Raw genomic sequence first — 23057 nt, 5'->3', positions numbered from 1 at the left:
TGCCCGACTGACTCCAGCTGCCGGAGCAAGGCGGAGGTGAAATAGGATTGAAAAGAGTATCGCTGCTGAACGTGTAGGTCGCAGCCCAGCCGGGCAGAGTCCACAGGAGCAGAGGCAACAGCAAAAGAGTCCGCTTGATCATGACAGAGCCGCCTTCCGGCCCTGCCCGCACAGGGGCGTATCGCTCACGGTCCCACCTGGCGCAACGGGCATGGATGGCGAGGAGTCCTCGCGCGTCTGGCAAGCACGACTCATGGCAACTCCACGACTGCAGTCAACTGGCGATAAGCGTAGTCCGGGCTTCCCGCTGCCGCGTACTGCGCGGTCGCGGTGATCTGGCGGAAGCTGACGGTCTTGTTCTCTTCGGCCACCGCTCCGGCCGAGCTCGATGTACACGCGACGGCGATCGAAAAGCCTTCGAGCGTGAAGGTCGCCGCGCAAGATTGGTTCGCCACTGCGCGGGCGATTCCCCACTCCAGTCCAGCCTGGGCCATCTGATAGGCGCGCGCCTGCTGCAGGCTCATGCTGTTGGTGGCGCTCTGGTTAAGCGCCAGGTGAGTCATCGCCGCAATCACCGAGGCAATGACGATAATGATGAACAGCGCGGCCACCAGACCAAAGCCGCGCTGACGGGCATCAAGGCGCATTGTCGACATGCACCTGTTGCAGCAAGACGATCTCTTCATTGTTTTTCTTCAACGTCAGGCGAATGCTTACCAGACCGCCACGTGTGCTGGTGCCGGGGGCATAGCTGAATTGGCAGGCGGCCACTGAATCGACCAGCACTGCGCTGTTGGCTGCGCTATAACCGTAAGTCGCGGCGAGGCTGCCAAAGGTCGCGCGTCGAATCACGCCGGTGCCGTTGCCGGCGGCATCCGTACCGGGACCGTCGCAGCGATAGCCCACCACATCGCGCACTAGGTAGAAACGATGCTGCGGCGAAGCAAACTTGAACCGAAAGTTGTTTGCCGTCGTGCCGCCCAACGTAAGCGCACCCAACGCATGGCTAAAGCTCACACCGCTTGGCGTAATGACTGCCGCAGAGGTGCTGGCGTTCTGGTTGAATGGCGGCCAGACGCTGTCACCCTGCGAGCTGGTACCGATGTTGTAGATCACCATCCAGCGCGCCGCAGCCACCTGTACCGAGTCGACGCCAGGGCTGAGCACCTCGATGCTGCAGGCGCTGCTGGGCGGGCAACGAGGCGGGTCGAAACGCACGCCGGCACCGCCATGCTGGTTCGCCCGATAGCGCCCAGCCTGATCGATTAGCAGCAGCTCCAGCGTCTGGGAGTCGCGGGCGCGCAGGGTATTCGGCACGCCTAACCGTACATCGCGCGCCATGCGGTTGAGTGCGGTCGCGGCTAGATCGACCAGCTCGGCACGACGGCTCTGATCGACGAAGCTCTGCATCGGATTGTTCAACACGGTCGCAAGCATTACTGCGACCACGCCCGCCAGGGCAATCACCATAATCAGCTCAACCAGAGTAAAGCCACGCGCGTCGGTACGCGCGCTGCCTTTGGAATCCGCGACTCTGCCCATCAGTAACGCGCTCGATAGCCGGCGAGGCTGAGATCCTGACCCGCTGGGTCCGTAACGGTCACCAGAATGCGCAGGGCGTTCGCTGCGCTCAGGCTGTTGAGCGTCACCGGTGCCACTTGTACCTGCACGCGATAACCCTCGAGACCCGCAATAGGCGAGATGGAAAAAGCACTACGTGGCGCTAACGGCTGTGCTCCGGGATAGGTCAGCCCGTTGTAATCGCAGACATCGTCAAAGCCGGCGCGGCCGGAGCCGTTGGCCGAAGCCGCACAGTTCGTGCTGGTGGGAAAAGACTGCAGGCTGATCTCTTCCAGATAGGCTTCAGCAATGGACAGCGCCTGCTGGCGCAGCATTGGATCAGCCGAACGCCCAGTAATGGATGCCATGGCCGAATAAAGCGCGGCCACCGCAATACCGATGATGACGATACTGATGACCAGCTCGACTAAGGTCATGCCACCCTGCCGATGCTTGGCTGGGCGCGCTAGCGAATGGGCTTTAGCGTCAGCGGAGATTCTGCGCGCTCCGTTTGGATCCGGAAAAAATCGAGGCATCAGGGGTGGGCCTCAACGAAACCAGTGTCGGCATGTATCGCCAGGCTGAAACCGCCGACCCGACCGATCTGGCTGCCGCTGCCGCAGGCACTGCCGGCGGCCACACAGCCGCGGGAATTGAAGGTGACGTCCAGCGCCTGCTGCACGCTCACCCCGGAAGGAAGTCCGGCGGCGTAGCTGACACCGGAAGGGTTGCTTACCAAAGCGCCTGCGGGGACGGCGCCGCAGGCGCTAGCGTAGCTTAACGAGTAACCACCGTTGTCGACCCGCGCGCGGATCGAACAACCGCTCGACAGCGCGAGCTTCTGCGCGTAACGCACGGCGGTCAGGCTCTGCTCGAAGTACAGGCGCTCATCGAACACTTGGCGATCAAAAAACCGGGGGCCCACCACAGCGGCAAGCACACCTACGATCATCAGGACGAGGATGAGCTCGACGACTGTGAAACCGCCTTGGGGGATGCGCATTGGCATTGGCCCATTACTAGCGCAGGCTGCAGGGCGACTTCGATCCAGCAGGAACGAATTCGGCATCGACAAACTGCGCCGGCCTGACCGGCTTAGCAGCCGCTGGTTGTCACAGTGAAAGATGGCGGTGTTATCACCGCAGGAGTACCTGTGCTGGTAGCTTCGGCATAAACTACTTTGCAATCAGTAGTGCTCTTCACAGCTACGGTACCTGCAGTAGAAACATCGTAGTCATTAGAAGTTATCTGCGCTGCGGTCAGGATGCCAGTTGCACTCGGATAACCGTTTGAAAGTTGAACATCAACTCCTTCCAGCTTCACTGATTCTGGCTTGGTGCCCGTCGCTATGTAAGCGGCATGGGCAATCGCTGAAGCAGACTTCATCGCCCCGGCTGCTCCATTAATAGATGCCACTTTCGCATCCTTTCCAAAATCAGCAAATCTCGGCAAAGCAAACGCCGCCAAAATCCCCAAAATAACAATCACCATAATCAACTCGATCATGGTGAAACCGCTCTGTTGCTTCTTCATGGTTGTTGCTCCTTGGTAATACTCAGTTGAAGTTGACGAAGACTTCGCCGGTATTGGCGTTGTATTCGATGACGTCGTCACCGCCATCGAGGTTGTAGGTGTAAAGGCAGCGGGTGCCGTTAGCCGTAGCGGTGAATGCCGGGTTAGTGCCGACAAGGCTTTGCGATGAGGCCTGTAGCAGGTTGTTCCAGAGGTTGCGACACTCGCCCGCAGTCATGCTGGCATTACCCAGCGGCGTGCCGCTGCGCTCGGTGCCGACGGGCCAGCCGTTGGCGTTGACGTCTATCGCGCCATTGCCGTAGCCCTGCACATTGATCTGGCAGTTGCCCGCCAGGCAGCTGTTGCTGCCGCCGTTGCGGTTGAGTTCGTACTGGCCGCGCACTAGAGACACGGCCGATACGAACGCTCCGCCGGCATTACGTACGCTGGCGCGGTGGGCGTCCTTGGCCGAGTCGATGAAATGTGGCAGCGCTACCGCGGCAAGAATGCCGAGGATTGCGATCACCACGACCAACTCGATCATGGTGAAACCCGCTTGTTGTCTCGCGTCCATCTGTCGCCGTTTTTCCGTCATATGTTCTCCGAGATCGGTCCCTAAGCAATTGCCGTGCTGGCGCGCCGTTTGGCCCGACCAGCGGCTGTAATCCCGTCGTCAGCCCCTGCCCTGCGCTGCGCTGCCCAGCTCCCACATCGGCAGAAACACGCCGAGCGCAAGAATCAGCACCATCACGCCCATGCAGACGATGAGAATCGGTTCGATGGCATCGGCCAGCTGCTTGAGGTCGTAGTCGACCTCCTGCTCGTAGAAGTCAGCGACCTCGATAAACAGGTCGTCCAGCGCTCCGGTCTCTTCGCCGACGGCCATCATCTGCAATACCAATGGGGTGAACAGGCCGGAGCTATGGGCAGAGCGGGTCAGCGCTTCGCCGCGCTCGACACTTTCGCGGATGCCGAGAATGGCCTGGCCGATATGCTGATTGCCGACGCTGGCGCTGTTGATCGAAAGGGTCTGTAGCAGCGGCACGCCGGCGCGATACATCATCGCGAAGGTGCGGGTGAAACGAGCCAGGGCTATCCGTTCGAAGATACCGCCGACAATCGGCAGGCGCAGCTTGATGCGATCCCAGCGCAGTCGCCCGGCATCGGTCTCGATCCATTTGAAGAAGGCGTAAAGTCCGCCAACGATGCCCAGCAGCAACAGCCACCAATAGTCCCGCATGAAGTTGGAAGTACCGATCAGCAAGCGTGTCGCCCAGGGCAGCTGCGCGTGGAACTGGGCGAAGACCTTGGCGAAGGCCGGGATCACCAGCAGGTTGATCACCCCCAGTGCAACGCCCATGGCGACCAGTACGAAAATCGGGTAGCGCGTCGCCTGCTTGATGCGCTTGCGTGTCTCGCGCTCCAGTTCGAGATAGGCCGACAACTGTTTGAAGGCCTGATCTAGCTGGCCGGTGTTCTCGCCGACACTGACCATGCTGACGAACAGGTTGTTGAACACCTTGGGATGGGCATTGAGCGCAACGGCCATGGACTGCCCACTTTCGAGGCTGGCGCGCACGTCTTGCAGAATCCCGCGGAAATACAGGTTGCGACTGGATTCCGCCAGACCGCCGATGGCGCGAATGATCGGCACCCCGGCCTTGTTCAGGCTGTACATCTGCCGGCTGAAGATGATCAGCTCATCGAGGTCGACGCGCTTGCGCTGCAGCTTGTTACGCAGCAGGGCTAATACGTCGACGCTCGCGGCCTGGGCGCGCTGTGCGTCGATAGTCAGCGGTGTGATCTGCCGGGCTACCAGTTCGCTGGCCACGGCATCTGCGCTGGCACCATCGAGTGCGCCGGAAACTCGCGCTCCATGCAGGTCGCGGCCGGTATAGCGGAAGCTAGGCATCGGCGCGGTCCTCACCGAGCAGCCGCTCGCTAGCAATGATGCTGGCGCTCAGCACGGCGACCGAAGGCAGCAGATAACGGGCTGTCACGCGAGTACCTCGTCATCCGCCAGAGTGGCGCAGACTTTCAGCACTTCTTCGACGCTGGTGATACCGGCGATTGCGTAATCCAGCGCGCAAGCCGCGAGCGGCCGATAGTGCGCCTGGTGGCGCGCGGCTTCGGCGAAACCCTGTGGATCGCCGCGACGCAACGCGGCGATCATCGGCTCGTCCAGTTCCAGCAATTCGTACACACCGACGCGGCCTGCGTAGCCGCTGTTGTGGCACTGGTGACAACCACTACCGCGTTTGAAGCGATGCTCACGCAGCGGCGCACCATGGAGCGACTCCAGCCAGGCGAGCTGGCGCGCATCGGGCTGTTCTTCCTCCATGCAGTTTTCGCACACCCTGCGTATCAGCCGCTGCGCCAGCACGGCGTTGAGCGCTGTGGCCACCAGGAACGGCTCAACCCCCATGTCGATCAGGCGCATGGCCGAGGTCAGCGCATCGTTAGTGTGCAGAGTCGAGAGCACGAGATGGCCGGTCAGCGCAGCGCGCAGGCCGATCTCGGCGGTTTCCTGATCGCGGATCTCGCCGACCAGGACGATGTCCGGGTCCTGACGCAGTGCGGCGCGCAACACCCGGGCGAAGGTCAGCTCGATCTTCGCATTGACCTGCACCTGATTAACACGCGGCAGGCGGTACTCGACCGGGTCTTCGACGGTGATGATCTTCTTTTCCGGGCTGTTCAGCTCGGAAAGCCCGGCATAGAGCGTGGTGGTCTTGCCCGAGCCGGTTGGGCCAGTGACTAGCACCATGCCGTGCGGACGCTGCAGCAGGCGCCGGAAGCGCTCGAGCATGGCCGGCGGCATACCGGTGCCCTCGAGCTTGAACATGGCGCCGCTCTGGTCGAGCAGACGCATGACAACCGACTCGCCGAACTGCACCGGCATCGTCGATACACGGACGTCTAGGTTGCGGTTCTTCACTCGGATATTGAAGCGGCCGTCTTGCGGCAGGCGCTTTTCCGAAATATCCAGGCCGGACATGATCTTCAGACGCATGACCAGCGCCGAAGCAACACGGTGCTCCTTCATTACCTGCTCGTTGAGCACGCCGTCGATCCGCTGGCGGATGCGGACCACGCCTTCGTCCGGCTCGATATGGATGTCCGAAGCCTTCATTTGCACGGCGTCTTCGAACAAGGTCTGCAGCAAGCGCACCACCGGTGCATCGCTGTTGCTTTCGGCACCCAGACGCGAGAGGTCAAAGTCGCTTTCCTGCAGTTCACCTTCCAGCTCGCCGGCCAACGAGGCGATTTCGCTGGTGCGCCGGTAGAGCTGATCCAGAGCGCCTAGCAGTTCGCTTTCACGCACCACGGCTGGGTGGACGCGCTTGCCGAGCAGGCGCTCGATCTCATCCTGGGCAAAAATATCCAGCGGATCGGTCATACCCACCAGCAGGCCATCAGCCTGGCGGGACAGCACGATCACGCGGAAGCGTCGAGCCACTGCCTCGGGCAGGCTCTGGGTCAGCTGATTGTCAAACTTGTAGTGTTTCAGTTCGACGAAAGGAATCTGCAGCTGCTCGGACAACGCATGCAGCAGGCGGCCCTCGTCGATAAAGCCAAGGTCCAGCACCGTGCGGCCGAGCTTGGAGCCGGTACGTTTCTGATCCTGCAGCGCCTGTTGCAGCTGGGCGTCGCTGATTAGTCCGGCCTGGACCAGCAGATCGCCGAGGCGAATCTTGCGTTGGCGCATATCTTGAACTGTCATCGAATCGCTCCAAGCGCGCCGGCACGTTCGGCGGCGAAGCGCCGCGAGTTGTCATCGAGCCCCCGCCCCTGAGCGGCCAGGCGGTAATGGCGGGCAGCTTGGGCGGGCTGGTCGATCTGCTCCAGCGCGATGGCCAGGCCCAGCTGCCAGGACGCCTGCTGAGGCTGTCCAGCGACCAGTTGGCGGTAAACCGCAACGCTGCCCGGCCAGTCACCAACCTGCTGCTGCAATGCAGCCAACAGGGCGAAATAGCTGGGGTCATCGGCAAGCGAGGGCGCGTTCTGTTTCAAGGTCGCCAGCGCAGCAAGCTTGTCGCCGCTCTGCAACTGGCCACGCGCAAGCAGCGTGCGCAGCTCGGCGTCGAAGGGGCGTCGTTGAAGCTGAGCGGGCAGCCAAGCGAGCAGCGGCTCGATTTGCCCAGCGGCAAGGTAGGTGCGTGCCAACCAGCGCGTCGGCTCGGGGTTTTCCGGCTGTGCGGCATGCAGCGCTTGCAGCAATTCGATTGCTCGTGGGTAGTTCTGCTGCTGCAGGGCATCTCGCGCCTGCGCCAATGCATCTGGCCGATGGCTGCCAATCTGCACGGTCGGCTTCGGTGATACCTGCGGCGTGGCTAACTGCGCAGGCGCTGCCTTGGCGACTGGTCGAGCATCCGGAGCGATCACCGAAGCGGCCTGGTCCGCTGACGCTGTGCGGGTCACCCAATCAGGCAGGCTCGACTCATCCAGCGCCGGCTCGGCAACGGGCAGCTCGATCAGCTCGGGCTCGGTTTCTGAAGCCCCACCCATGCGCACTTCTAACCAGAGCTGCGCATGGCCGCCAGCGGGCTCGATGCGATCACGGATGTCGAGCCGGTCCGTCATGCCAATCAGCAACACCTGCACCTGATCGCCCTGCTGCTCTACCCGCCAAGACAGATTCAGCCCGTTGTTCTCGACGCGACCGTGTCGTGCATCGCCAACAAGCGTCACGCCAGGCAAACGCAGGCTGATCGCGCCGCCTTCATCGGTGCGCTGGTAGCTGATCGATCGATTCAGCAGCAACTGCAGCACGAAGCGAGCGCCGTCTTGCTGCGGCAGAACATCCAATAGCTGAACCGCTGGCGCAGCGGTGACAACCGGAGCGATGGCGATCGGTGCCTCCTGCGGCACGGCGGCTTCAGGCAAGCGCTGAAGCGCAGCGGCCATGGCCCAGATCAGCAACAGCACGGCGATAAGTGGCAGCAGCCAGCGGCGCAACCGCACCGCGCGCTCACGACGCGCCGCTGCAGCCTCGTCAACGGAGCGCATGCCGCCGAGCGAACCTTGCCCGCCGGACGCTGCGCCGCGGGCTTCGAGATCACGCAGCATGTCGTTGACCAGACTCATAGCGATGCCTCAACGAACGGGTACAACCAGGGCCATACGCCTACAACCAGGCTTACGCTTGCAGCGCCAGCCAAGATGGCCCAACGCAGCGGTGAGACAGCACGCACGAAGGGGCGCGCGCCTTCGGTATCGGCCAATGCGCGTCGCACATGGCGACAGGCGACCCGCCGCTGGCCTTCGCCAAAGGCGGCCATCAGGCATTTGTTGGCCAGGATGTTGATCAGTCGAGGGATACCGCCGCTACCCTTGACCAGCAGCCGCACGGCTGACGGCTGGAACAGTGGCTCACCCTCGTAACCGGCGGCCGCCAGACGCTCGTCCAGATAGCGGCGCGCGTCGCTGACATCGAGCGGTTGCAAACGATAGGAGAACGTGACGCGCTGGCGCAGCTGGCGGAAAGCGTCGCTGGCAAGGGTGACATCCAGTTCCGGCTGGCCGAACAGCACCACCTGCAGCAATTTGCGCTGCTCCGTTTCCAGATTGGTCAGCAGGCGCAGGGCTTCCAGGGTGGCAGGCGGCAAGGCTTGCGCCTCGTCGATCAACACCACGGTGCTCTTGCCTTCGCTCGCCAGCTCGATCAGGCGCCGATGCAGCGCGGCAAGCAGCCCATGGTCATCCAGCTGCTCGACCGCAGGCACGTGCAGCTCATGCGCGAGGGCTTGGCGCAGCGCTCGCGGTTCGAGCGACGGGTTTGGCAACCAGGCAAGCTGGTAACGCTCCGGTTCGAGCTGCTTGAGCAGCGCACGGCAAAGCAGTGTCTTGCCGGTCCCCACCTCGCCAGTGACCTTGACGAAGCCCTCGCCTTCGGCCAAAGCCACACGCAAGAGGTTCAAGCAGGCCTGATAAGGCGGAAGCTGGACCATGAAGCCGGTGTTCGGCGTCAGCGCGAATGGCTTCTCGCGCAGGCCGAAGAATGCCTCGTACATACCGCGGCCTACCTAACCTGCCGAAACGAATCGGCGCTGCGACGCAGCTCGTCGACCCAGACCTGATCGTCGATCACTTGCGGACGCACCAGGATGACCAGCTCGGTCTGCTGTAAAGATTTGCGCTGCTGCTGGAACAGCCCCCCAACCACCGGCAACTTGGAAGCCCATGGAATGTTGGCGTCGTTGTTGCTGTTACGGTTTTCCAGCAGGCCGCCAATGACCACGACCTGACCGCTGCGGGCCCGCACGATTGAGTCGGACTGGCGCGTGGTCGACAAGGCCAGCGGCAGGTTGAAGACATTATCCGAGCTGCCCAGCTGGATGCTTTTGTTCTGGTCCTGGACACGGCTGACGGTCGGCCGCACGTGCAGCGTGACCTGATCGTTCTCGTCGATCTGTGGCGTCACATCCAGGGAAATGCCAGAGAAAAACGGCGTCAAGGTGATGTCCAGGTCCGGTGCGGTGGTGCCGCCGGCAAGCGAGGTGGTGGTCGTCGATACGTCAGTGACGAAGAACTCGTCGGTACCGACCTTGATCACCGCTTTCTGGTTGTTCAACGTCGAGATCCGCGGGCTGGACAGCACGCGCACATCGCCCTGGGTTTCCAGCAGCTGCAGCACCCCGTTGAAATCGCCTACGCTGACCGCTGCGCTGAACACGCCGCCCACGTTGTTAACACCGCTCAGGGCATCGCCCTGTAAGCCCAACGCGATATTGGCGTTGCCCATGGAACCCAGCTGGGCCCAGTTGATGCCCGACTGGAAGCCGTCCGACAGGTTCACCTCGAGGATCTTCGTCTCGAGGATCACCTGACGCTGCAGGTTGCGCTGCGCCTGTTGCAGGAAGCGCTCGACGGCCTGCTGATCGCCACTGGACGCACGAACCACGAGCAGACCGGCCTGCGGGTTGACCACGACACTGTTGCCTGCCTCGCTGCCGATCATCATCGCCACCACTTCACTCACCTCGCCCCAAAAGTCGACGTTGCTGCTGGTCAGCAACTGGCTGGCATTGACGGTGCTGGAGGTTGTACTGGTGGTAGTGCCACCGGCACCTGTGCCAGTGTTATCGCTGGTGGTGGCCTGACCCGAGCTGACCCGGGTATCGCTCATACCCTGACGCTTCAGGTTGAGGTAATTCAGGTCATAGGTGCGGGTTACCGCGGTATTCGCCTGAATCTGGTAGCCATAGCTGGTGCGCCGATAGTCATATCCGTAGCTGTCGCGAACCGCTGCAAGCACTTCTTCCAATGTCACATTGCGCAGGCTGAAGGTGATATTGCCGGTCACAGCCGGATGCACCAGCAGGTTCTGCCCCGCGCTGTCCATCAGACTGAGGAAGAACTCGCGCGCCGGCATGTCGTTGGCTACCACGTCGAAGCGCGGGCCGCTGACAGCCGAACTGCCGTCGATACTTAACGGTGGAATCAAGGCGGCCTGCACGGAAGGTGGCGGCAGCGCCTTGGCCTGGCTCTGTTGCAGGCTTTCCTCGAACAGGCGGTTGCTCTGTTCGTAGAGGCGCCTGTCGCCGTCCTCGAACGTCTGGCAGGCAGCCAGCAGGCAGAACAGGCTCAGCAAGCCGAGACGCGGCAAGAGGGTCGGCATCATGGTCGGGTTTGACTCGGAGTGATGACCGGCGCGACCAGACGCAGCAGTTGCTGCTGGCCATCACGTTCGATCAGGACGGAATTCGTATTGATAGCCAGGACTCGAGCATCAGCCAGACGCTGGCCCACCCGCAGCGACTGCCCGTTGAGTACCGCACGGGCGCCATCGGCGCCACGGAATATGCCCTGCAGATGCATGGCAGCCGCCGGGGCTTTGTGCTCTGCGGTGGCCTGAATTAGGGCGGCAGGTGGTCTGGTTGGGTCAAGCGCAAAAGCCGACGCCGGCAGCAAGAAGGCCAGCCCGACCACACAGAAAAATTTAGACACCGACCCACCCCGCGTCACGGCTCAAAGTATGCAGTTCGAGAGTGATCCGAGCCTTGTCCGGCCCGGCTTCCTCGATGTGGTAATCCAGGCTGTCCCAATGCAGACGCCAGCCACTGTTCTGCACGGTCTGCAGATAATCGAGCAGGTCGAAGTAACCACCTTGCAGGGTCAGACGCACCCCATGACGGTAGAAACCAACGGTCGGAGACGCGGCGGCACTCGCGGTATCTGACGGAGCGGCAGGGAGCTCCAATGGCGCGCTGAAACTTTGCAATCCCACCATCTGCAGCCGCGGCTGCCGACGCAACAAATCCTGCAGCAGCGCTTTCATCCGCGCAGGTGAAATCAACGAGCTGGTTCCCTCGTCGATGCTGTGCAAAATCCGCTCGCGGCCAATTTTTGCGGCATCGAGAGCGTCCAGATATGGCCGATTGGGATCGGCGGCGAGCCGGGCCTGAAGCTCAAGCAATGCGTTGCTGGCTTCCAGACGGCGTGCTTCGGCAAGCTGACGTTGACTATCCTGCTGAGCGATTCGCTGGGCGAGCGGCTCAGCGACCAGCATCAGGTACAGCATGCCCAGCAATGCCGCGCCGACCAGCATGCTCAGCCATTGCTCACGTGGCGCCAATGTTCCCCAACGCTGCCGAAGGAGATCCAGAGCACTACTCATCATCGGCCCCCTTTGCGGATCTCGATGCCAATCGGAAAAGCAGCAGGCCGCTGTCATCGCGTTGCAGATCGAAGCTGCCAAACTCACGACCCTGCAGTGCTTCGCTGCGGCCGAGACTTTCCAGGTAAAGCGGGAGCAACTCCTGATCCTGGCTCAAGCCACGCAGCAGCATGTCGCTGCCACCTGCCTGCAAGCGGATCCGGGTTAGCCAAAGCCCACTGGGCGGGTGTCGATCGGCAAGCGCGGCCAGCAACGGGGCGAAACCACCACGCAGCTGGCTGTCGAGGGTTCGCAGATGCTCCGCGAGACGCTGCAGATGGCGATTCTCCGCTTCGCGCTCGGCTAGCTGCGCTGGCAGGCGGGGGTCCAGTGTCGGCTCGCGGTAGTTGGCCTTGAATGTTTGCAGCTGCGCTTCGGCCTCGCGCGCCTGAGCCTCGGCATGCTGCCGTGTCGCCACGCTCTGCTGCAGGTTCCAGCCTTGCCAGATGCCGTGGGCGAGCAATGCCAGAACCAATAGGCAAACGCCAACCAGCATCTGCCGCGGCCGCGGGCCACCCTGCTGACGGCGTTCGCGCTGGTAGAGATTGACGTTCTGCATCAGACGGCTTCCTGACGCAGGGCAGCGCCGACTGCACCCAAACAGAACGCCTGTCGAGATTCGGAAAGGTCGGCAGCAGGCTGCCCTGGGAATAGCTCCCGCAAATCAAGCCGCTGCAGATTCACCGCAAGGCCGCTGGCCAACCCCTGGAAGGTCCGCTCACCGTCCTGCTTCATGGGCAGCAACATCAATCGACTGATGTAGCCCTTGCCAAGCTGACTTTCGAAATAATCGAGCGAGCGCTGGATCTCCAACGTCATGCTTCCAAGATCCTGGGCCGCTCGGGCGAGCCCGTGCTCGATACGACGCGCCATGTAAATGTCGGTACCGTTCTGGGTGCAGATAAGGCCCTCGCTGGTGCGCAGGCGCAGCAGCGCAAGATTGATTCCGTCAGCGCCAGCCAAAGATCCCAGGTTGCGAAACGCCAGCTCGGTGATATCGATGCTCGCCATGCGCAGCCCTGCTTGCCGCACGAACTGGGCATGGCGCTGCATACGGGCTTTCTCGAGAACGGCGCAGTAGACCATGCGGTTACGGCCGCGGTAGGCATCCTCAGGCAATGCGAAGCAATCGATCACAACGTCATCGAGCGGCTGACTGATCATGTCCTTGATGCGCCAGCGCATGGCGTCGCGAAGCTCCTGCGGCTGCACATCGGGTGCTTCGAGAAGGAACATCTGATACTCGGACGGATGCAGCAGCAGGTTCACCGGCATGCCATCAAGCGCATGTGCGTTAACTGCCTGCTCGAGCAGCGCGGGCTGAGCCTCAACCGCCCCCTCGAGATGTTCACAGCACAGCAGTTCAGGTCGGCCGTCGTGCGGGCGTACCACATGCGCAAGCGCGACGCCCTGCGGACCCACCTCGAGACCGAGGACGCCGGCTGGCTTGAAATTCTTGGATTTGGAAAACAGACCCACCACTGGCTCCCTCGCCAAGAATGTCGGTACTCAACTGCTTAAGTGCAGAGAATCGATTACTGAGGGCATGAACAGATAGCATAATGCCATCCATCTAGCCCCTGACAAAGCCAGTGATGCGCCCAAATATTGTCGTAAATCAATCGCGCACTAAAAAAACGTCAATCAAAAGACGCCAAATAACGCGCGCATTCTGGTCTAAACCGGAGCACCTCGCTACTAGGGCCGCCACCTTTCGTCGCACGATTTGGTCACAAAATAGTCAGCCTGACGAACGGTCCAGCCTTTAAGGAACTTTTAGTCTTGAGCTGATCGCCAACGCTAGAACAGGCTCAACTGCTCGAAACCAGCGCGCAGATCGATCAGCCGCACGCCGACTCCGATCAACCGGACCGGCCTGGCGCCACGGGAGAACGCCATGGCCAGCAGGTCTGCATAGTCTTCGAGCTCAAGCCCGGCGCCGGCCTGTTCCAGCGTGGTCTGGCTGAAGTCATGGAATTTAAGCTTCACGAATGGCTTGCCTGGCCGGTAGCCGCTGTCGAGCCGAGCCATACGGGTAGCAAGCTGCTGAAGCAGTTCGGGCAGTCGCTCCAGGCAAGCAGGAAGGTCAGGCAAGTCACGATCGTAGGTTTGCTCGACACTCACCGACTGCCGACGACTCTCGACTTGCACCGCACGCTCGTCGATACCACGCGCCAACCCCCAGAGCCGCTCGCCAAACGCACCAAACTCGCGAACCAGCTCCAGCCTGCCCCATTCACGCAAGTCGCTGCAGGTACGGATGCCCAGCCGCCCAAGTTTCTCCGCGGTGACCCGCCCGACGCCATGCAGCCGCTTGACCTCGAGCGCTTGTACGAATTCATCGACTTGCGCTGGTGTGATGACGAAAAGGCCGTCAGGCTTTTTCCATTCACTGGCGATCTTGGCGAGAAACTTGTTCGGCGCGACACCTGCCGAGACAGTGATGCGCAGTTGCTGCCAGACGCGTCGACGGATGTCCTCGGCGATACGCGTGGCGCTGCCGGAAAAGTGCTCGCAGGCGGTGACATCCAAGTACGCCTCGTCCAGCGACAGTGGCTCAATCAGCTCGGTATAGGTGCGGAAGATGTTCTGAATCTCGCGCGACGCCTCCCGGTAGGCATCCATGCGCGGGCGCAGGATGAGCAGATCGGGGCACAGCTTCAACGCATGCCCCGAGGCCATGGCCGAACGCACCCCGTACGCGCGCGCCTCGTAATTGCAGGTCGCGATGACGCCGCGTCGATCGGCAGCGCCACCCACTGCAATTGGCCGCCGGGCCAGGCTTGGGTCGTCGCGCATCTCGATAGCGGCATAAAAACAGTCGCAATCGATATGGATGATTTTGCGAAGGCTGGGTTGACTCACGAAAAACGGGGCACCGGGCAGGAGTGAACGAATCTTCAGCGCGACAGGTCGGTTATTCAGATGGTAAGTCCTTTACCGCCCCGATAGTCGGAGGTTCAGATGAAAATCTTGTATGCAGGCGCAATCGTCCTGAGCGGTCTTTTTTCCGCGGCCGCGATGGCTGACCAGGACATGATGAACACTCAACCGCAAGGCACCAATACGCAGCAGGAAAAGCACGGTGACGATCACGTGCGCGAGAACAAGGACGGCGACAAGCAGAGAATGAAAGAAGAAGTGCAGGACGACTGGCGAGAAGATGCCGAAAAACGCCGCGAGAGCGACGTAATGAAGCCCGAGCAACGCGGCTAGCCAAGTCCGTCCGGTTACAGCTCCAGCGGGTACGGTTGCACCAGCGCCTTGCCGTAGCCGTCGATGAACTCCGGCGGCATGCGCTTGGGCTTCCCGCTGGAGAGTTCGATACAGACGAAGGTGGTCTGCGCACGCAGCAGGGTTGTGCCATCGGCCGGCCTGATCAACTGGAAGCTGCGCTTCATCCTAAGCCGCTGGTCCGACTCGGATATCCAGGTTCCGAGACTCAGAGCATCACCCTCATAGGCTGCAGCCAGGTAGTCAATCTCGTGCCGCAACACCGCCATGGCCCGGTCCAGGCGGTGGTAGTCGTCTATTCCGAGCCCAAGGCTTTGTGAGTGCTCCCAGGCGCAGCGCTCCAACCACGTCACGTAGACGGCATTGTTGGCATGCCCGAGCTCATCGATGTGCTCGGATTGCACCTGCAGGTCGATGATGAATGCTTGCGGCTGATCCCAGCTCATTGGTCAGATGCCTCGATGACTGATTGCGATGGCCTATGAAAGCGCAGCAAAGCCAGCGAGTCACGCAGGTTACCGCGAGCAATGGTGCGATATTCAGAAACCAGCCGCCCTGCCCTGCTTTTCCATCGCACAAAACAAAAAGGGCCATCTCATGAAAGATGACCCCTTGAAGCCCAAAACGGGCAATAAAAATGGCGTCCCCTAGGGGACTCGAACCCCTGTTACCGCCGTGAAAGGGCGGTGTCCTAGGCCACTAGACGAAGGGGACGAAACCTTCGCAAACTTACCGAAACAACCTATCGGCAAGCCGTGATTGGTGGAGCTAGACGGGATCGAACCGTCGACCTCTTGCATGCCATGCAAGCGCTCTCCCAGCTGAGCTATAGCCCCAGATTTATCGTCTCTCGACGCGCGATGTAAACATCGCTGAATAATGGCGTCCCCTAGGGGACTCGAACCCCTGTTACCGCCGTGAAAGGGCGGTGTCCTAGGCCACTAGACGAAGGGGACGCAAACCCTTCAAGCGCAACCTGTATTTCTTATCTTCGCAAATACAGGTTGGTGGCAATTCTGCTCTTCGAGATTTGGTGGAGCTAGACGGGATCGAACCGTCGACCTCTTGCATGCCATGCAAGCGCTCTCCCAGCTGAGCTATAGCCCCATCTCGAGGACGGGGCGCATATTAGGTGCGCACCCCTGCAGTGTCAACAACAATTTCGAACGGGCCGAAGATTTTTTGGCATTAGGAACAACTACTTACCGCCGACGGGCGGTAACACATCGCACTACGGCGAGGCTGACCCGCTGCATCACCCTTTCTCGAACCCGTCAGGCGATCGTCGCGAGCAGCTTCTCCCACTCCTTGGCTTCCTTCTTCGAGGCGCCCCCGAGCAGCTCAAGCGCATTGCGCAGACGGAAGCGCGTCAGATCCGGACCGAGGATTTCCATGGCGTCCAGAACCGATACCGAACTGGCCTGGCCAGTGATAGCCGCGAACATCAGCGGCATCACATCGCGCAGCTTGAAGCCGAGGTGCTCCGCAACCTGCGTGATGCAGGCCGTGATGCGGTCCTTCTCCCACTGACGCAGCGCCTCGAGCTTCCACAGGATCAGCTGCATCACCTGGCGCACCTGTACGGCATCGAGTTTCTTGTGCGCAAACAGCGCCGGATCGAGCGGCAACGCACCTGAGAAGAAGAAGCCAGCCAACGGCGCAATCTGGCTGAAGGTTTCCACGCGCTGCTGCACGTGCGGCGCGATCTGCATCATGTACTGCGGATTGAACGCCCATTTCTGCACTTGCGCAGCGAACTGCTCGACCGACAGCTCGCGCAGCCATTGGCCATTCAGCCAGGACAGCTTTTCCAGATCGAAGATCGGCCCGCCCAGGGACACACGATTGATGTCGAAATGCTCGACCATCTCGTCCAGCGTGAATTTCTCGCGCTCATCGGGCATCGACCAACCCATGCGCCCCAAGTAGTTGAGCATCGCCTGCGGCATAAAGCCCATGCGCTCGTAGAAGGTCACCGAGGTTGGGTTCTTGCGCTTAGACAGCTTGCTCTTGTCCGGATTGCGCAGCAGCGGCATGTAGCAAAGCTGCGGTTGCTCCCAGCCGAAGTACTCGTAGAGCTTGATCAACTTGGGCGCCGACGGCAGCCACTCTTCGCCGCGCAACACATGAGTGATGCCCATCAGGTGATCGTCGACAACGTTGGCGAGGAAGTAGGTCGGCAGGCCATCGGCCTTCATCAGCACCTGCATATCCATGCGATCCCAGCCGATCTCAACGGTACCGCGCAGCATGTCCTGCACCTGGCACACGCCTTCGCTCGGCACTTTCATGCGGATCACGTGGGATTCGCCGGCAGCGATGCGGCGCTGAGCCTCGGCCGGATCAAGGTGCATGCAATGACCGTCGTAGCGTGGCGTTTCTTTGTTCGCCATCTGCTCAGCACGCACCTGATCCAGACGCTCGCTGCTACAGAAGCACGGGAACGCATGGCCGTTGCCGACCAACTCGTCCGAGTACTTCTTGTAGATCTCGCCGCGCTCGCTCTGCCGGTACGGGCCATGCGGGCCGCCGACATCGGGGCCCTCGTCCCATTCAATGCCTAACCAGCGCAGCGCATCATAGATCTGCTGCTCGGACTCACGAGTCGAGCGTACCTGATCGGTATCCTCGATGCGCAGGATGAACTGACCGCCGTGCTGACGGGCGAAACACAGGTTGAACAGCGCGATATAGGCGGTTCCAACGTGAGGATCACCAGTGGGAGATGGCGCAATACGGGTGCGGACGGTGGTCATGAATGCTCTCGAACGAAAAGGACGAACAGAAAAACAGAAGTGCCGAATGTTAACAGGCGAGGCGCGGCCGGCTCCAGCCGGACGCCAACGCCTTACCGGCTGACGGGCACAGCAATGCGGAGCATGAGGCGCGACCATTTCAGGGAGCCAGGGAAGATGCACCCTTGCGACGATACGGGCGGAAAAAGCGCCAGGCCATTCAGACCTGCAGCAGGCGCTCGCGCAGCTTGTGGATTTCGTCGCGTGCCTCGGCAGCCGCCTCGAACTCCAGATCGCGCGCCAGGCTTAGCATTTTCTCTTCCAGCTGGCGGATCCGCTTGGTGATCTCGCTCGGCGAACGCAGCTCGTTTTCGTAGCGCGCACTTTCCTCCGCCGCCTTGGCTTCACCGCGCCGCTTCTTGCTGCGCGAGCCCGGTACGGTTGCACCTTCGAGAATGTCGCGCACGTCTTTCGTCACGCCCTTTGGCACAATGCCGTTGGCTTCGTTAAAGGCAATCTGCTTGTTTCGCCGGCGCTCGGTCTCGTCCATGGCACGCTGCATGGAGCCGGTGATGTTGTCGCCATAGAGGATGGCGCGGCCATTGAGGTTGCGCGCGGCACGCCCGATGGTCTGGATCAGCGAGCGCTCCGAGCGCAGGAAGCCTTCCTTGTCCGCATCGAGGATCGCCACCAACGACACCTCGGGCATATCCAGGCCCTCGCGCAGCAGGTTGATGCCAACCAGCACGTCGAAGGTGCCCAGGCGAAGGTCGCGGATGATCTCAACGCGCTCCACGGTATCGATGTCCGAGTGCAGGTAGCGCACCCGCACGTCGTGGTCGCTGAGGTAGTCAGTCAAGTCTTCGGCCATGCGTTTGGTCAGCGTGGTGACCAGCACCCGCTCCTCCTTGGCCACGCACTTGCGAATCTCCGAAAGCAGATCGTCGACCTGCGTCAGTGCCGGACGCACTTCAATCTGCGGATCGACCAGACCGGTCGGACGCACCACCTGCTCGACCACCCGCCCGGCATGCTCGGCCTCGTAAGGCCCTGGCGTGGCGGAAACGAAGATCGTCTGCGGACTGATCGCCTCCCACTCGTCGAAACGCATCGGCCGGTTGTCCAGCGCCGACGGCAGACGGAAGCCGTACTCCACCAGGGTTTCCTTACGCGATCGGTCGCCCTTGTACATAGCGCCGACCTGCGGCACCGAAACGTGGGATTCGTCGATCACCAGCAGCGCATCGGCGGGTAGGTAGTCGAACAGGGTCGGAGGCGGCTCGCCTGCGTCGCGACCGGAGAGATAGCGCGAGTAGTTCTCGATGCCATTGCAATAGCCGAGCTCCACTATCATTTCCAGATCGAAGCGAGTGCGCTGCTCCAGCCGCTGCGCCTCCACCAGCTTGTTCTGACTGCGCAGGTAGTCGAGCCGCTCACGCAGCTCGTCTTTGATCTTCTCGATGGCGTCGAGCAAGGTTTCCCGTGGCGTCACGTAGTGGCTCTTGGGGTAGAAGGTGAAGCGTGGCAGCTTGCGGATCACCTCGCCGGTCAGCGGATCGAATGCGGAAAGACTTTCCACTTCATCATCGAACAGCTCGATACGCACAGCTTCCAGGTCCGATTCCGCCGGGAAGATGTCGATCACGTCGCCGCGTACGCGAAAGGTGGCGCGGGCGAAATCCATGTCGTTTCGCGTGTATTGCAGGCCGGTCAGGCGGCGCAGGAGTTCACGCTGATCGAGCCGATCGCCACGATCCACATGCAGCACCATCTTCAAATAGGACTGCGGATCGCCCAGACCATAGATGCATGAAACAGTGGTAACGATGATCGCATCTGATCGCTCCAGCAGCGCCTTGGTGGCCGACAGGCGCATCTGCTCGATGTGGTCGTTGATCGACGCATCCTTCTCGATGAAGGTATCCGAAGACGGTACGTAAGCTTCCGGCTGGTAGTAGTCGTAGTAGGAAACGAAATACTCCACGGCGTTGTTCGGAAAGAACGCCTTGAATTCGCCATAGAGCTGGGCGGCCAGTGTCTTATTCGGCGCCAATACCAGTGTCGGCCGCTGAACATGGGCAATGACGTTGGCGACGCTGAAGGTTTTGCCGGAGCCGGTTACACCCAACAGCGTCTGGTGCGACAGCCCCGCCTCGATGCCTTCGATCATCTGCCGAATCGCCTCCGGCTGATCGCCGGCCGGCTGGAAACGGGTGACCAGTTCGAATTTGGACATTTCGCCTCTCTAGGTAACGTGTGCGAGCTTGGCGGCCGGTTCTTCGACAGCCATTCAGCAGTTTGGCGCGACGGCGAGCAGACCTTAAAACTCCTGCCGCAGATGGGCGCGCAACACTTGGGAAACCGCCCATCTTTCCGCTACGCAAAACGCACCGAAAGTGATCAGAAAACCTCGGTAGCATATCGCAGGCAATAAGCATGACCGCTATACTACCGCCCCGTTTGCGCATCACCCTGCGCGCCGACGCGAGGGTGGTGAATCTAGTCACTCTTCTCTTTCGAGCCCCCTCACCATGAGTTTGTTCTCTGCTGTCGAAATGGCGCCGCGCGATCCTATCCTCGGCCTCAATGAAGCCTTTAACGCCGACACGCGGCCGAACAAGGTCAATCTCGGTGTCGGTGTCTATTACAACGAACAAGGTCGCATTCCCCTGCTGCGCGCCGTAGTCGAGGCGGAACATGCCCGCATCGCTGCCAACGCGCCGCGCGGCTACCTGCCGATCGAAGGCATCGCCGCTTACGACGCAGCCGTACAGAAGCTGCTGTTCGGCGAAGATTCTTCGCTGATTGCCGAAGGCCGGGTCGTGACTACCCAGGCGCTTGGCGGCACCGGAGCACTGAAGGTCGGCGCCGACTTCCTCAAACGCCTGCTGCCCGATGCCGTGGTTGCCATCAGCAACCCTAGCTGGGAAAACCATCGCGCACTGTTCGAATCGGCCGGCTTCCCGGTACAGAACTACAGCTACTACGACGCCGCCAACCACGGCATCGACCGCGCCGGCCTGCTGCATGATCTGAAGAACCTGCCGCCCCGCTCCGTCGTCGTGCTGCACGCCTGCTGCCATAACCCGACCGGCGTCGATCTGGACCTGGATGACTGGAAACAGATTCTCGATGTGCTGCGCGCCCAGGATCATGTTCCGTTCATCGACATTGCCTATCAGGGTTTTGGCGACAGCATCGAGGAAGACGCCGCTGCCGTGCGCCTGTTCGCCGAGTCGGGCATGACCTTCTTCGTTTCCAGCTCGTTTTCCAAATCCTTCTCGCTGTACGGCGAGCGCGTCGGCGCGCTATCGATGGTTACCCAGAGCCGCGAGGAGTCCGCGCGGGTGCTGTCGCAGGTCAAGCGCGTCATTCGCACCAACTATTCCAACCCGCCGACGCATGGCGCCACCATTGTCGCCTCGGTGCTCAACAGCCCGGAACTGCGCGCCATGTGGGAAGCCGAGCTGGGCGAGATGCGCAGCCGCATCCGTGAACTGCGGCTGAGCATGGTCGAGCAACTGGCAGCCAAAGGCGCGAAGACGGATTTCAGCTTCGTGGCAGCCCAACGCGGCATGTTCTCCTATTCAGGCCTTACGGCTGAGCAGGTCGAACGGCTGCGCGTCGAGTTCGGTGTTTACGCCATCAGCACCGGCCGCATCTGCGCCGCCGCACTGAACCGCAACAACATCGGCCACGTCACTGACGCCATCGTTCAGGTGCTCTGATCGACTCCGTTTCGGGGCCTTTTCAGGCCCCGAAATGGCGCCGCGCCTACTGCCGCAGAGGGTTGACTTCTCTTTTGCAAACAGTAGGATACGCACCGTTGTTCCGCGATAGCTCAGTCGGTAGAGCAAATGACTGTTAATCATTGGGTCCCAGGTTCGAGTCCTGGTCGCGGAGCCAAATTCGAAAGCCTCGGTTAGATACCGGGGCTTTTTTATGGCCGCCGGACTCTCACCAGGGACGGCGTCCCAGGTTATTCGCTTCGCTCACCCCTTCGGGGCCGCGCTGAAGCGCGTTCTGCTGGCGCAGTCGAGCCTGGTCGCGGAGCCAAATTCGAAAGCCTCGGTTAGATACCGGGGCTTTTTTATGGACGCCGGACTCTCATCAGGGACGGCGTCCCAGGTTATTCGCTTCGCTCACCCCTTCGGGGCCGCGCTGAAGCGCGTTCTGCTGGCGCAGTCGAGTCCAGATCGCGGGGGTCACTCCGGTAGCGGCTCGCCAAGCCGCTGCCGCCACCAGCCGTGAGCCAGCATGGAGCAACCCCAGCCCAACAGAACGCCCAGCACATTGGCCAGCATGTCCCAGCGGGATGCCGTGCGATGCGGCAGTAGTCCCTGAGCGAGCTCGATCAGCAGGGCCGCGGCCACGGTCAGACATAGCCCCCAGATGAACGGTATGCGAGGAAAACCCAGGCGTAGCGTGAACACCAGGGCCGCAAAGCCCAGCAAATGATGCAGCTTGTCTTGCTGATTGAATAGCTGCGGTACCGGCTCTGGCTTCAAGCCATTGAAGAGCACGACCGCCAGCACGATCAGAAAAGGCAATACTCGCAGATAGGGCATAAGAAAGGGTCTCTCACTCGAAGGCGCAAGGCATAAAAAAAGAGGACGGCGCCCTCAACGCGACCTATGACCGGCGAAAAGCGGTAAAGATCACTAACGGCCGTTTCACTTTCTTTACTTCATATCTCGATCACAAACAAAAATGCCCGCATCACTCGATGCGGGCATTTTGTTGAATGCACCTACGATAACGTCTGGTGCTTATGCTTCGGTCTTGCCGACAGCAGACTTGATCAGCGGCTGCAGCTCACCCTTTTCGAACATCTCCAGAATGATGTCACTACCACCGACCAGCTCACCGCCCACCCACAGCTGCGGGAAGGTCGGCCAGTTGGCGTAGGCAGGCAGGCTGGAGCGAATCTCGGGGTTCTGCAGGATGTCCACATAGGCGAACTTCTCGCCGCAGCCCATGATGGCCTGGGTTGCACGAGCGGAAAAGCCGCACTGCGGGGCATTGGGCGAGCCCTTCATGTACAACAGCACCGGGTTGTTGGCGATCTGTTCTTTGATGGTTTCGATGATATCCATGGAGTACCTCGGCTAGACACGGTTGCCGCGCATTGTACCGGAAAACGCCGGGGAAAGCCGAGCGGAGGACTCGGCTTTATCGCGACGCAAGGGCCGCCAATACTGCGATTCAGCCCGATATAGCCAGCGCAGAGCGGATTTGCGCCTGCGCTCGCTTTCTGGATAAGATCGCGCCTTTCCCGTTTCGTCGCTCCCCGTGCGACCCCCAGTCGTCGGTCCCCTTTTCCCTTGAAACCACTGGATCGCGAGCTGCGGCAATAA

23 protein-coding genes and 5 tRNA genes are annotated in these 23057 nt (G+C 61.1%); 4 read left to right on the top strand and 24 right to left on the bottom strand.

All coding sequences use genetic code 11. From position 1 onward, the window contains the following. Positions 1–251: 251 nt before the first annotated feature. The 11 genes from SM130_RS05900 to mshL form a co-directional block, all read right to left on the bottom strand. Positions 252–647: a pilus assembly protein MshP gene (locus tag SM130_RS05900; protein ID WP_102823207.1), complete on the bottom strand. Its 396-nt coding sequence runs from the start codon at positions 645–647 to the stop codon at positions 252–254. Next, complete coding sequence (locus SM130_RS05895) at positions 637–1542, bottom strand: PulJ/GspJ family protein (RefSeq protein WP_102823206.1); 906 nt, start codon at positions 1540–1542, stop codon at positions 637–639. Before SM130_RS05895 ends, SM130_RS05900 begins: the two co-directional genes overlap by 11 nt. Next, complete coding sequence (locus SM130_RS05890) at positions 1542–2096, bottom strand: type II secretion system protein (protein ID WP_102823205.1); 555 nt, start codon at positions 2094–2096, stop codon at positions 1542–1544. The genes SM130_RS05895 and SM130_RS05890 overlap by 1 nt, the downstream gene beginning before the upstream one ends. After that, positions 2096–2563 carry a pilus assembly FimT family protein gene (locus SM130_RS05885; RefSeq protein ID WP_102823858.1) on the bottom strand — a complete coding sequence of 156 codons (468 nt, stop codon included), beginning with the start codon at positions 2561–2563 and terminating at the stop codon, positions 2096–2098. Before SM130_RS05885 ends, SM130_RS05890 begins: the two co-directional genes overlap by 1 nt. A 92-nt stretch (positions 2564–2655) precedes the next feature. Continuing rightward, positions 2656–3093 carry a type II secretion system protein gene (locus SM130_RS05880; RefSeq protein ID WP_102823204.1) on the bottom strand — a complete coding sequence of 146 codons (438 nt, stop codon included), beginning with the start codon at positions 3091–3093 and terminating at the stop codon, positions 2656–2658. A 22-nt stretch (positions 3094–3115) separates the two neighbouring features. Then, complete coding sequence (locus SM130_RS05875) at positions 3116–3646, bottom strand: prepilin-type N-terminal cleavage/methylation domain-containing protein (protein ID WP_102823203.1); 531 nt, start codon at positions 3644–3646, stop codon at positions 3116–3118. A gap of 99 nt (positions 3647–3745) precedes the next feature. Beyond that, complete coding sequence (locus SM130_RS05870) at positions 3746–4984, bottom strand: type II secretion system F family protein (protein WP_102823202.1); 1239 nt, start codon at positions 4982–4984, stop codon at positions 3746–3748. A gap of 84 nt (positions 4985–5068) precedes the next feature. Beyond that, positions 5069–6796, bottom strand: a complete 1728-nt coding sequence (locus tag SM130_RS05865) for a GspE/PulE family protein (RefSeq protein WP_102823201.1) — start codon at positions 6794–6796, stop codon at positions 5069–5071. After that, a complete protein-coding gene (locus SM130_RS05860) occupies positions 6793–8160 on the bottom strand; it encodes a tetratricopeptide repeat protein (RefSeq protein ID WP_102823200.1) in 1368 nt (455 codons plus the stop codon). The genes SM130_RS05865 and SM130_RS05860 overlap by 4 nt, the downstream gene beginning before the upstream one ends. Then, positions 8157–9086, bottom strand: a complete 930-nt coding sequence (locus tag SM130_RS05855; RefSeq protein ID WP_102823199.1) for an ExeA family protein — start codon at positions 9084–9086, stop codon at positions 8157–8159. The genes SM130_RS05860 and SM130_RS05855 overlap by 4 nt, the downstream gene beginning before the upstream one ends. An 8-nt stretch (positions 9087–9094) precedes the next feature. Further along, on the bottom strand, positions 9095–10696 hold the full coding sequence (gene mshL, locus SM130_RS05850; RefSeq protein WP_102823198.1) for a pilus (MSHA type) biogenesis protein MshL: 1602 nt from the start codon (positions 10694–10696) through the stop codon (positions 9095–9097). Positions 10697–10743: 47 nt separating this feature from the next. Between mshL and SM130_RS05845 the strand changes: the two genes are divergently transcribed. Next, the gene (locus tag SM130_RS05845) at positions 10744–10935 is read left to right on the top strand and encodes a hypothetical protein (RefSeq protein ID WP_342369125.1); all 192 of its coding nucleotides are present in this window, start codon (positions 10744–10746) and stop codon (positions 10933–10935) included. Positions 10936–11014: 79 nt separating this feature from the next. On the opposite strand, the gene gspM is transcribed toward SM130_RS05845, so the two are convergent. The 4 genes from gspM to dinB form a co-directional block, all read right to left on the bottom strand. Beyond that, positions 11015–11692 (bottom strand): type II secretion system protein GspM, encoded by a 678-nt coding sequence (gene gspM / locus SM130_RS05840; RefSeq protein ID WP_102823197.1) that lies wholly within the window; start codon positions 11690–11692, stop codon positions 11015–11017. Then, on the bottom strand, positions 11685–12290 hold the full coding sequence (locus SM130_RS05835; RefSeq protein ID WP_102823196.1) for a PilN domain-containing protein: 606 nt from the start codon (positions 12288–12290) through the stop codon (positions 11685–11687). The genes gspM and SM130_RS05835 overlap by 8 nt, the downstream gene beginning before the upstream one ends. Next, positions 12290–13210: an MSHA biogenesis protein MshI gene (locus SM130_RS05830; RefSeq protein WP_102823195.1), complete on the bottom strand. Its 921-nt coding sequence runs from the start codon at positions 13208–13210 to the stop codon at positions 12290–12292. Before SM130_RS05830 ends, SM130_RS05835 begins: the two co-directional genes overlap by 1 nt. A gap of 321 nt (positions 13211–13531) precedes the next feature. Then, positions 13532–14596, bottom strand: a complete 1065-nt coding sequence (dinB, locus tag SM130_RS05825) for a DNA polymerase IV (protein WP_102823194.1) — start codon at positions 14594–14596, stop codon at positions 13532–13534. 99 nt (positions 14597–14695) lie between these two features. Between dinB and SM130_RS05820 the strand changes: the two genes are divergently transcribed. Continuing rightward, positions 14696–14947 (top strand): hypothetical protein, encoded by a 252-nt coding sequence (locus tag SM130_RS05820; RefSeq protein ID WP_102823193.1) that lies wholly within the window; start codon positions 14696–14698, stop codon positions 14945–14947. A gap of 14 nt (positions 14948–14961) precedes the next feature. Here the strand turns inward: SM130_RS05820 and SM130_RS05815 are convergent, their stop codons facing one another. The 7 genes from SM130_RS05815 to uvrB all read right to left on the bottom strand — a co-directional run bounded on the left by SM130_RS05815 (position 14962) and on the right by uvrB (position 19936). Further along, positions 14962–15411, bottom strand: a complete 450-nt coding sequence (locus SM130_RS05815; RefSeq protein ID WP_102823192.1) for an acyl-CoA thioesterase — start codon at positions 15409–15411, stop codon at positions 14962–14964. A gap of 192 nt (positions 15412–15603) precedes the next feature. Then, positions 15604–15679 (bottom strand) — tRNA-Glu (locus tag SM130_RS05810). A 46-nt stretch (positions 15680–15725) separates the two neighbouring features. Then, positions 15726–15801: transfer RNA gene (locus SM130_RS05805), tRNA-Ala, on the bottom strand. 44 nt (positions 15802–15845) lie between these two features. Continuing rightward, positions 15846–15921: transfer RNA gene (locus SM130_RS05800), tRNA-Glu, on the bottom strand. Positions 15922–15996: 75 nt separating this feature from the next. Beyond that, positions 15997–16072: transfer RNA gene (locus tag SM130_RS05795), tRNA-Ala, on the bottom strand. Between the two features lie 167 nt (positions 16073–16239). Further along, a complete protein-coding gene (gene gltX, locus SM130_RS05790; RefSeq protein ID WP_102823191.1) occupies positions 16240–17721 on the bottom strand; it encodes a glutamate--tRNA ligase in 1482 nt (493 codons plus the stop codon). A gap of 199 nt (positions 17722–17920) precedes the next feature. After that, on the bottom strand, positions 17921–19936 hold the full coding sequence (uvrB, locus tag SM130_RS05785) for an excinuclease ABC subunit UvrB (protein WP_102823190.1): 2016 nt from the start codon (positions 19934–19936) through the stop codon (positions 17921–17923). A gap of 295 nt (positions 19937–20231) precedes the next feature. Here uvrB and SM130_RS05780 point away from each other — a divergent pair, with 295 nt between their 5' ends. Both SM130_RS05780 and SM130_RS05775 read left to right on the top strand, forming a co-directional pair. After that, the gene (locus tag SM130_RS05780; RefSeq protein WP_102823189.1) at positions 20232–21428 is read left to right on the top strand and encodes an amino acid aminotransferase; all 1197 of its coding nucleotides are present in this window, start codon (positions 20232–20234) and stop codon (positions 21426–21428) included. Positions 21429–21530: 102 nt separating this feature from the next. Next, a tRNA-Asn gene (locus SM130_RS05775) sits at positions 21531–21606 on the top strand. Positions 21607–21905: 299 nt separating this feature from the next. Here the strand turns inward: SM130_RS05775 and SM130_RS05770 are convergent. Both SM130_RS05770 and grxD read right to left on the bottom strand, forming a co-directional pair. Continuing rightward, positions 21906–22268, bottom strand: coding sequence for a VanZ family protein (locus SM130_RS05770; protein WP_102823188.1), 363 nt, complete (start codon positions 22266–22268; stop codon positions 21906–21908). Between the two features lie 201 nt (positions 22269–22469). Beyond that, entirely contained in the window at positions 22470–22796 is a 327-nt protein-coding gene (grxD, locus tag SM130_RS05765; RefSeq protein WP_102823187.1) for a Grx4 family monothiol glutaredoxin, read from the bottom strand. Positions 22797–23057: the final 261 nt, after the last annotated feature.

Origin of the sequence: Stutzerimonas stutzeri, from assembly GCF_038561965.1 — a bacterium.
GTDB classification, from domain to species: Bacteria; Pseudomonadota; Gammaproteobacteria; order Pseudomonadales; family Pseudomonadaceae; genus Stutzerimonas; species Stutzerimonas stutzeri_AA.
The sequence above is the reverse complement of the archived record's forward strand: the minus strand, read 5'-3'. Positions and strand labels throughout refer to the sequence as shown.

What these genes read in the sequence shown, in the direction of transcription:
- SM130_RS05780 (WP_102823189.1), top strand. Translation starts at nt 20,232, where the DNA reads ATGAGTTTGTTCTCTGCTGTCGAAATGGCGCCGCGCGATCCTATCCTC.
- SM130_RS05870 (WP_102823202.1), bottom strand. Translation starts at nt 4,984, where the DNA reads ATGCCTAGCTTCCGCTATACCGGCCGCGACCTGCATGGAGCGCGAGTT.
- grxD (WP_102823187.1), bottom strand. Translation starts at nt 22,796, where the DNA reads ATGGATATCATCGAAACCATCAAAGAACAGATCGCCAACAACCCGGTG.
- SM130_RS05885 (WP_102823858.1), bottom strand. Translation starts at nt 2,563, where the DNA reads ATGCGCATCCCCCAAGGCGGTTTCACAGTCGTCGAGCTCATCCTCGTC.
- SM130_RS05815 (WP_102823192.1), bottom strand. Translation starts at nt 15,411, where the DNA reads ATGAGCTGGGATCAGCCGCAAGCATTCATCATCGACCTGCAGGTGCAA.
- SM130_RS05880 (WP_102823204.1), bottom strand. Translation starts at nt 3,093, where the DNA reads ATGAAGAAGCAACAGAGCGGTTTCACCATGATCGAGTTGATTATGGTG.
- SM130_RS05770 (WP_102823188.1), bottom strand. Translation starts at nt 22,268, where the DNA reads ATGCCCTATCTGCGAGTATTGCCTTTTCTGATCGTGCTGGCGGTCGTG.
- SM130_RS05820 (WP_102823193.1), top strand. Translation starts at nt 14,696, where the DNA reads ATGAAAATCTTGTATGCAGGCGCAATCGTCCTGAGCGGTCTTTTTTCC.
- SM130_RS05900 (WP_102823207.1), bottom strand. Translation starts at nt 647, where the DNA reads ATGCGCCTTGATGCCCGTCAGCGCGGCTTTGGTCTGGTGGCCGCGCTG.
- SM130_RS05835 (WP_102823196.1), bottom strand. Translation starts at nt 12,290, where the DNA reads ATGCAGAACGTCAATCTCTACCAGCGCGAACGCCGTCAGCAGGGTGGC.
- uvrB (WP_102823190.1), bottom strand. Translation starts at nt 19,936, where the DNA reads ATGTCCAAATTCGAACTGGTCACCCGTTTCCAGCCGGCCGGCGATCAG.
- mshL (WP_102823198.1), bottom strand. Translation starts at nt 10,696, where the DNA reads ATGATGCCGACCCTCTTGCCGCGTCTCGGCTTGCTGAGCCTGTTCTGC.
- SM130_RS05890 (WP_102823205.1), bottom strand. Translation starts at nt 2,096, where the DNA reads ATGCCTCGATTTTTTCCGGATCCAAACGGAGCGCGCAGAATCTCCGCT.
- gltX (WP_102823191.1), bottom strand. Translation starts at nt 17,721, where the DNA reads ATGACCACCGTCCGCACCCGTATTGCGCCATCTCCCACTGGTGATCCT.
- SM130_RS05895 (WP_102823206.1), bottom strand. Translation starts at nt 1,542, where the DNA reads ATGGGCAGAGTCGCGGATTCCAAAGGCAGCGCGCGTACCGACGCGCGT.
- SM130_RS05855 (WP_102823199.1), bottom strand. Translation starts at nt 9,086, where the DNA reads ATGTACGAGGCATTCTTCGGCCTGCGCGAGAAGCCATTCGCGCTGACG.
- gspM (WP_102823197.1), bottom strand. Translation starts at nt 11,692, where the DNA reads ATGAGTAGTGCTCTGGATCTCCTTCGGCAGCGTTGGGGAACATTGGCG.
- SM130_RS05865 (WP_102823201.1), bottom strand. Translation starts at nt 6,796, where the DNA reads ATGACAGTTCAAGATATGCGCCAACGCAAGATTCGCCTCGGCGATCTG.
- SM130_RS05860 (WP_102823200.1), bottom strand. Translation starts at nt 8,160, where the DNA reads ATGAGTCTGGTCAACGACATGCTGCGTGATCTCGAAGCCCGCGGCGCA.
- SM130_RS05875 (WP_102823203.1), bottom strand. Translation starts at nt 3,646, where the DNA reads ATGGACGCGAGACAACAAGCGGGTTTCACCATGATCGAGTTGGTCGTG.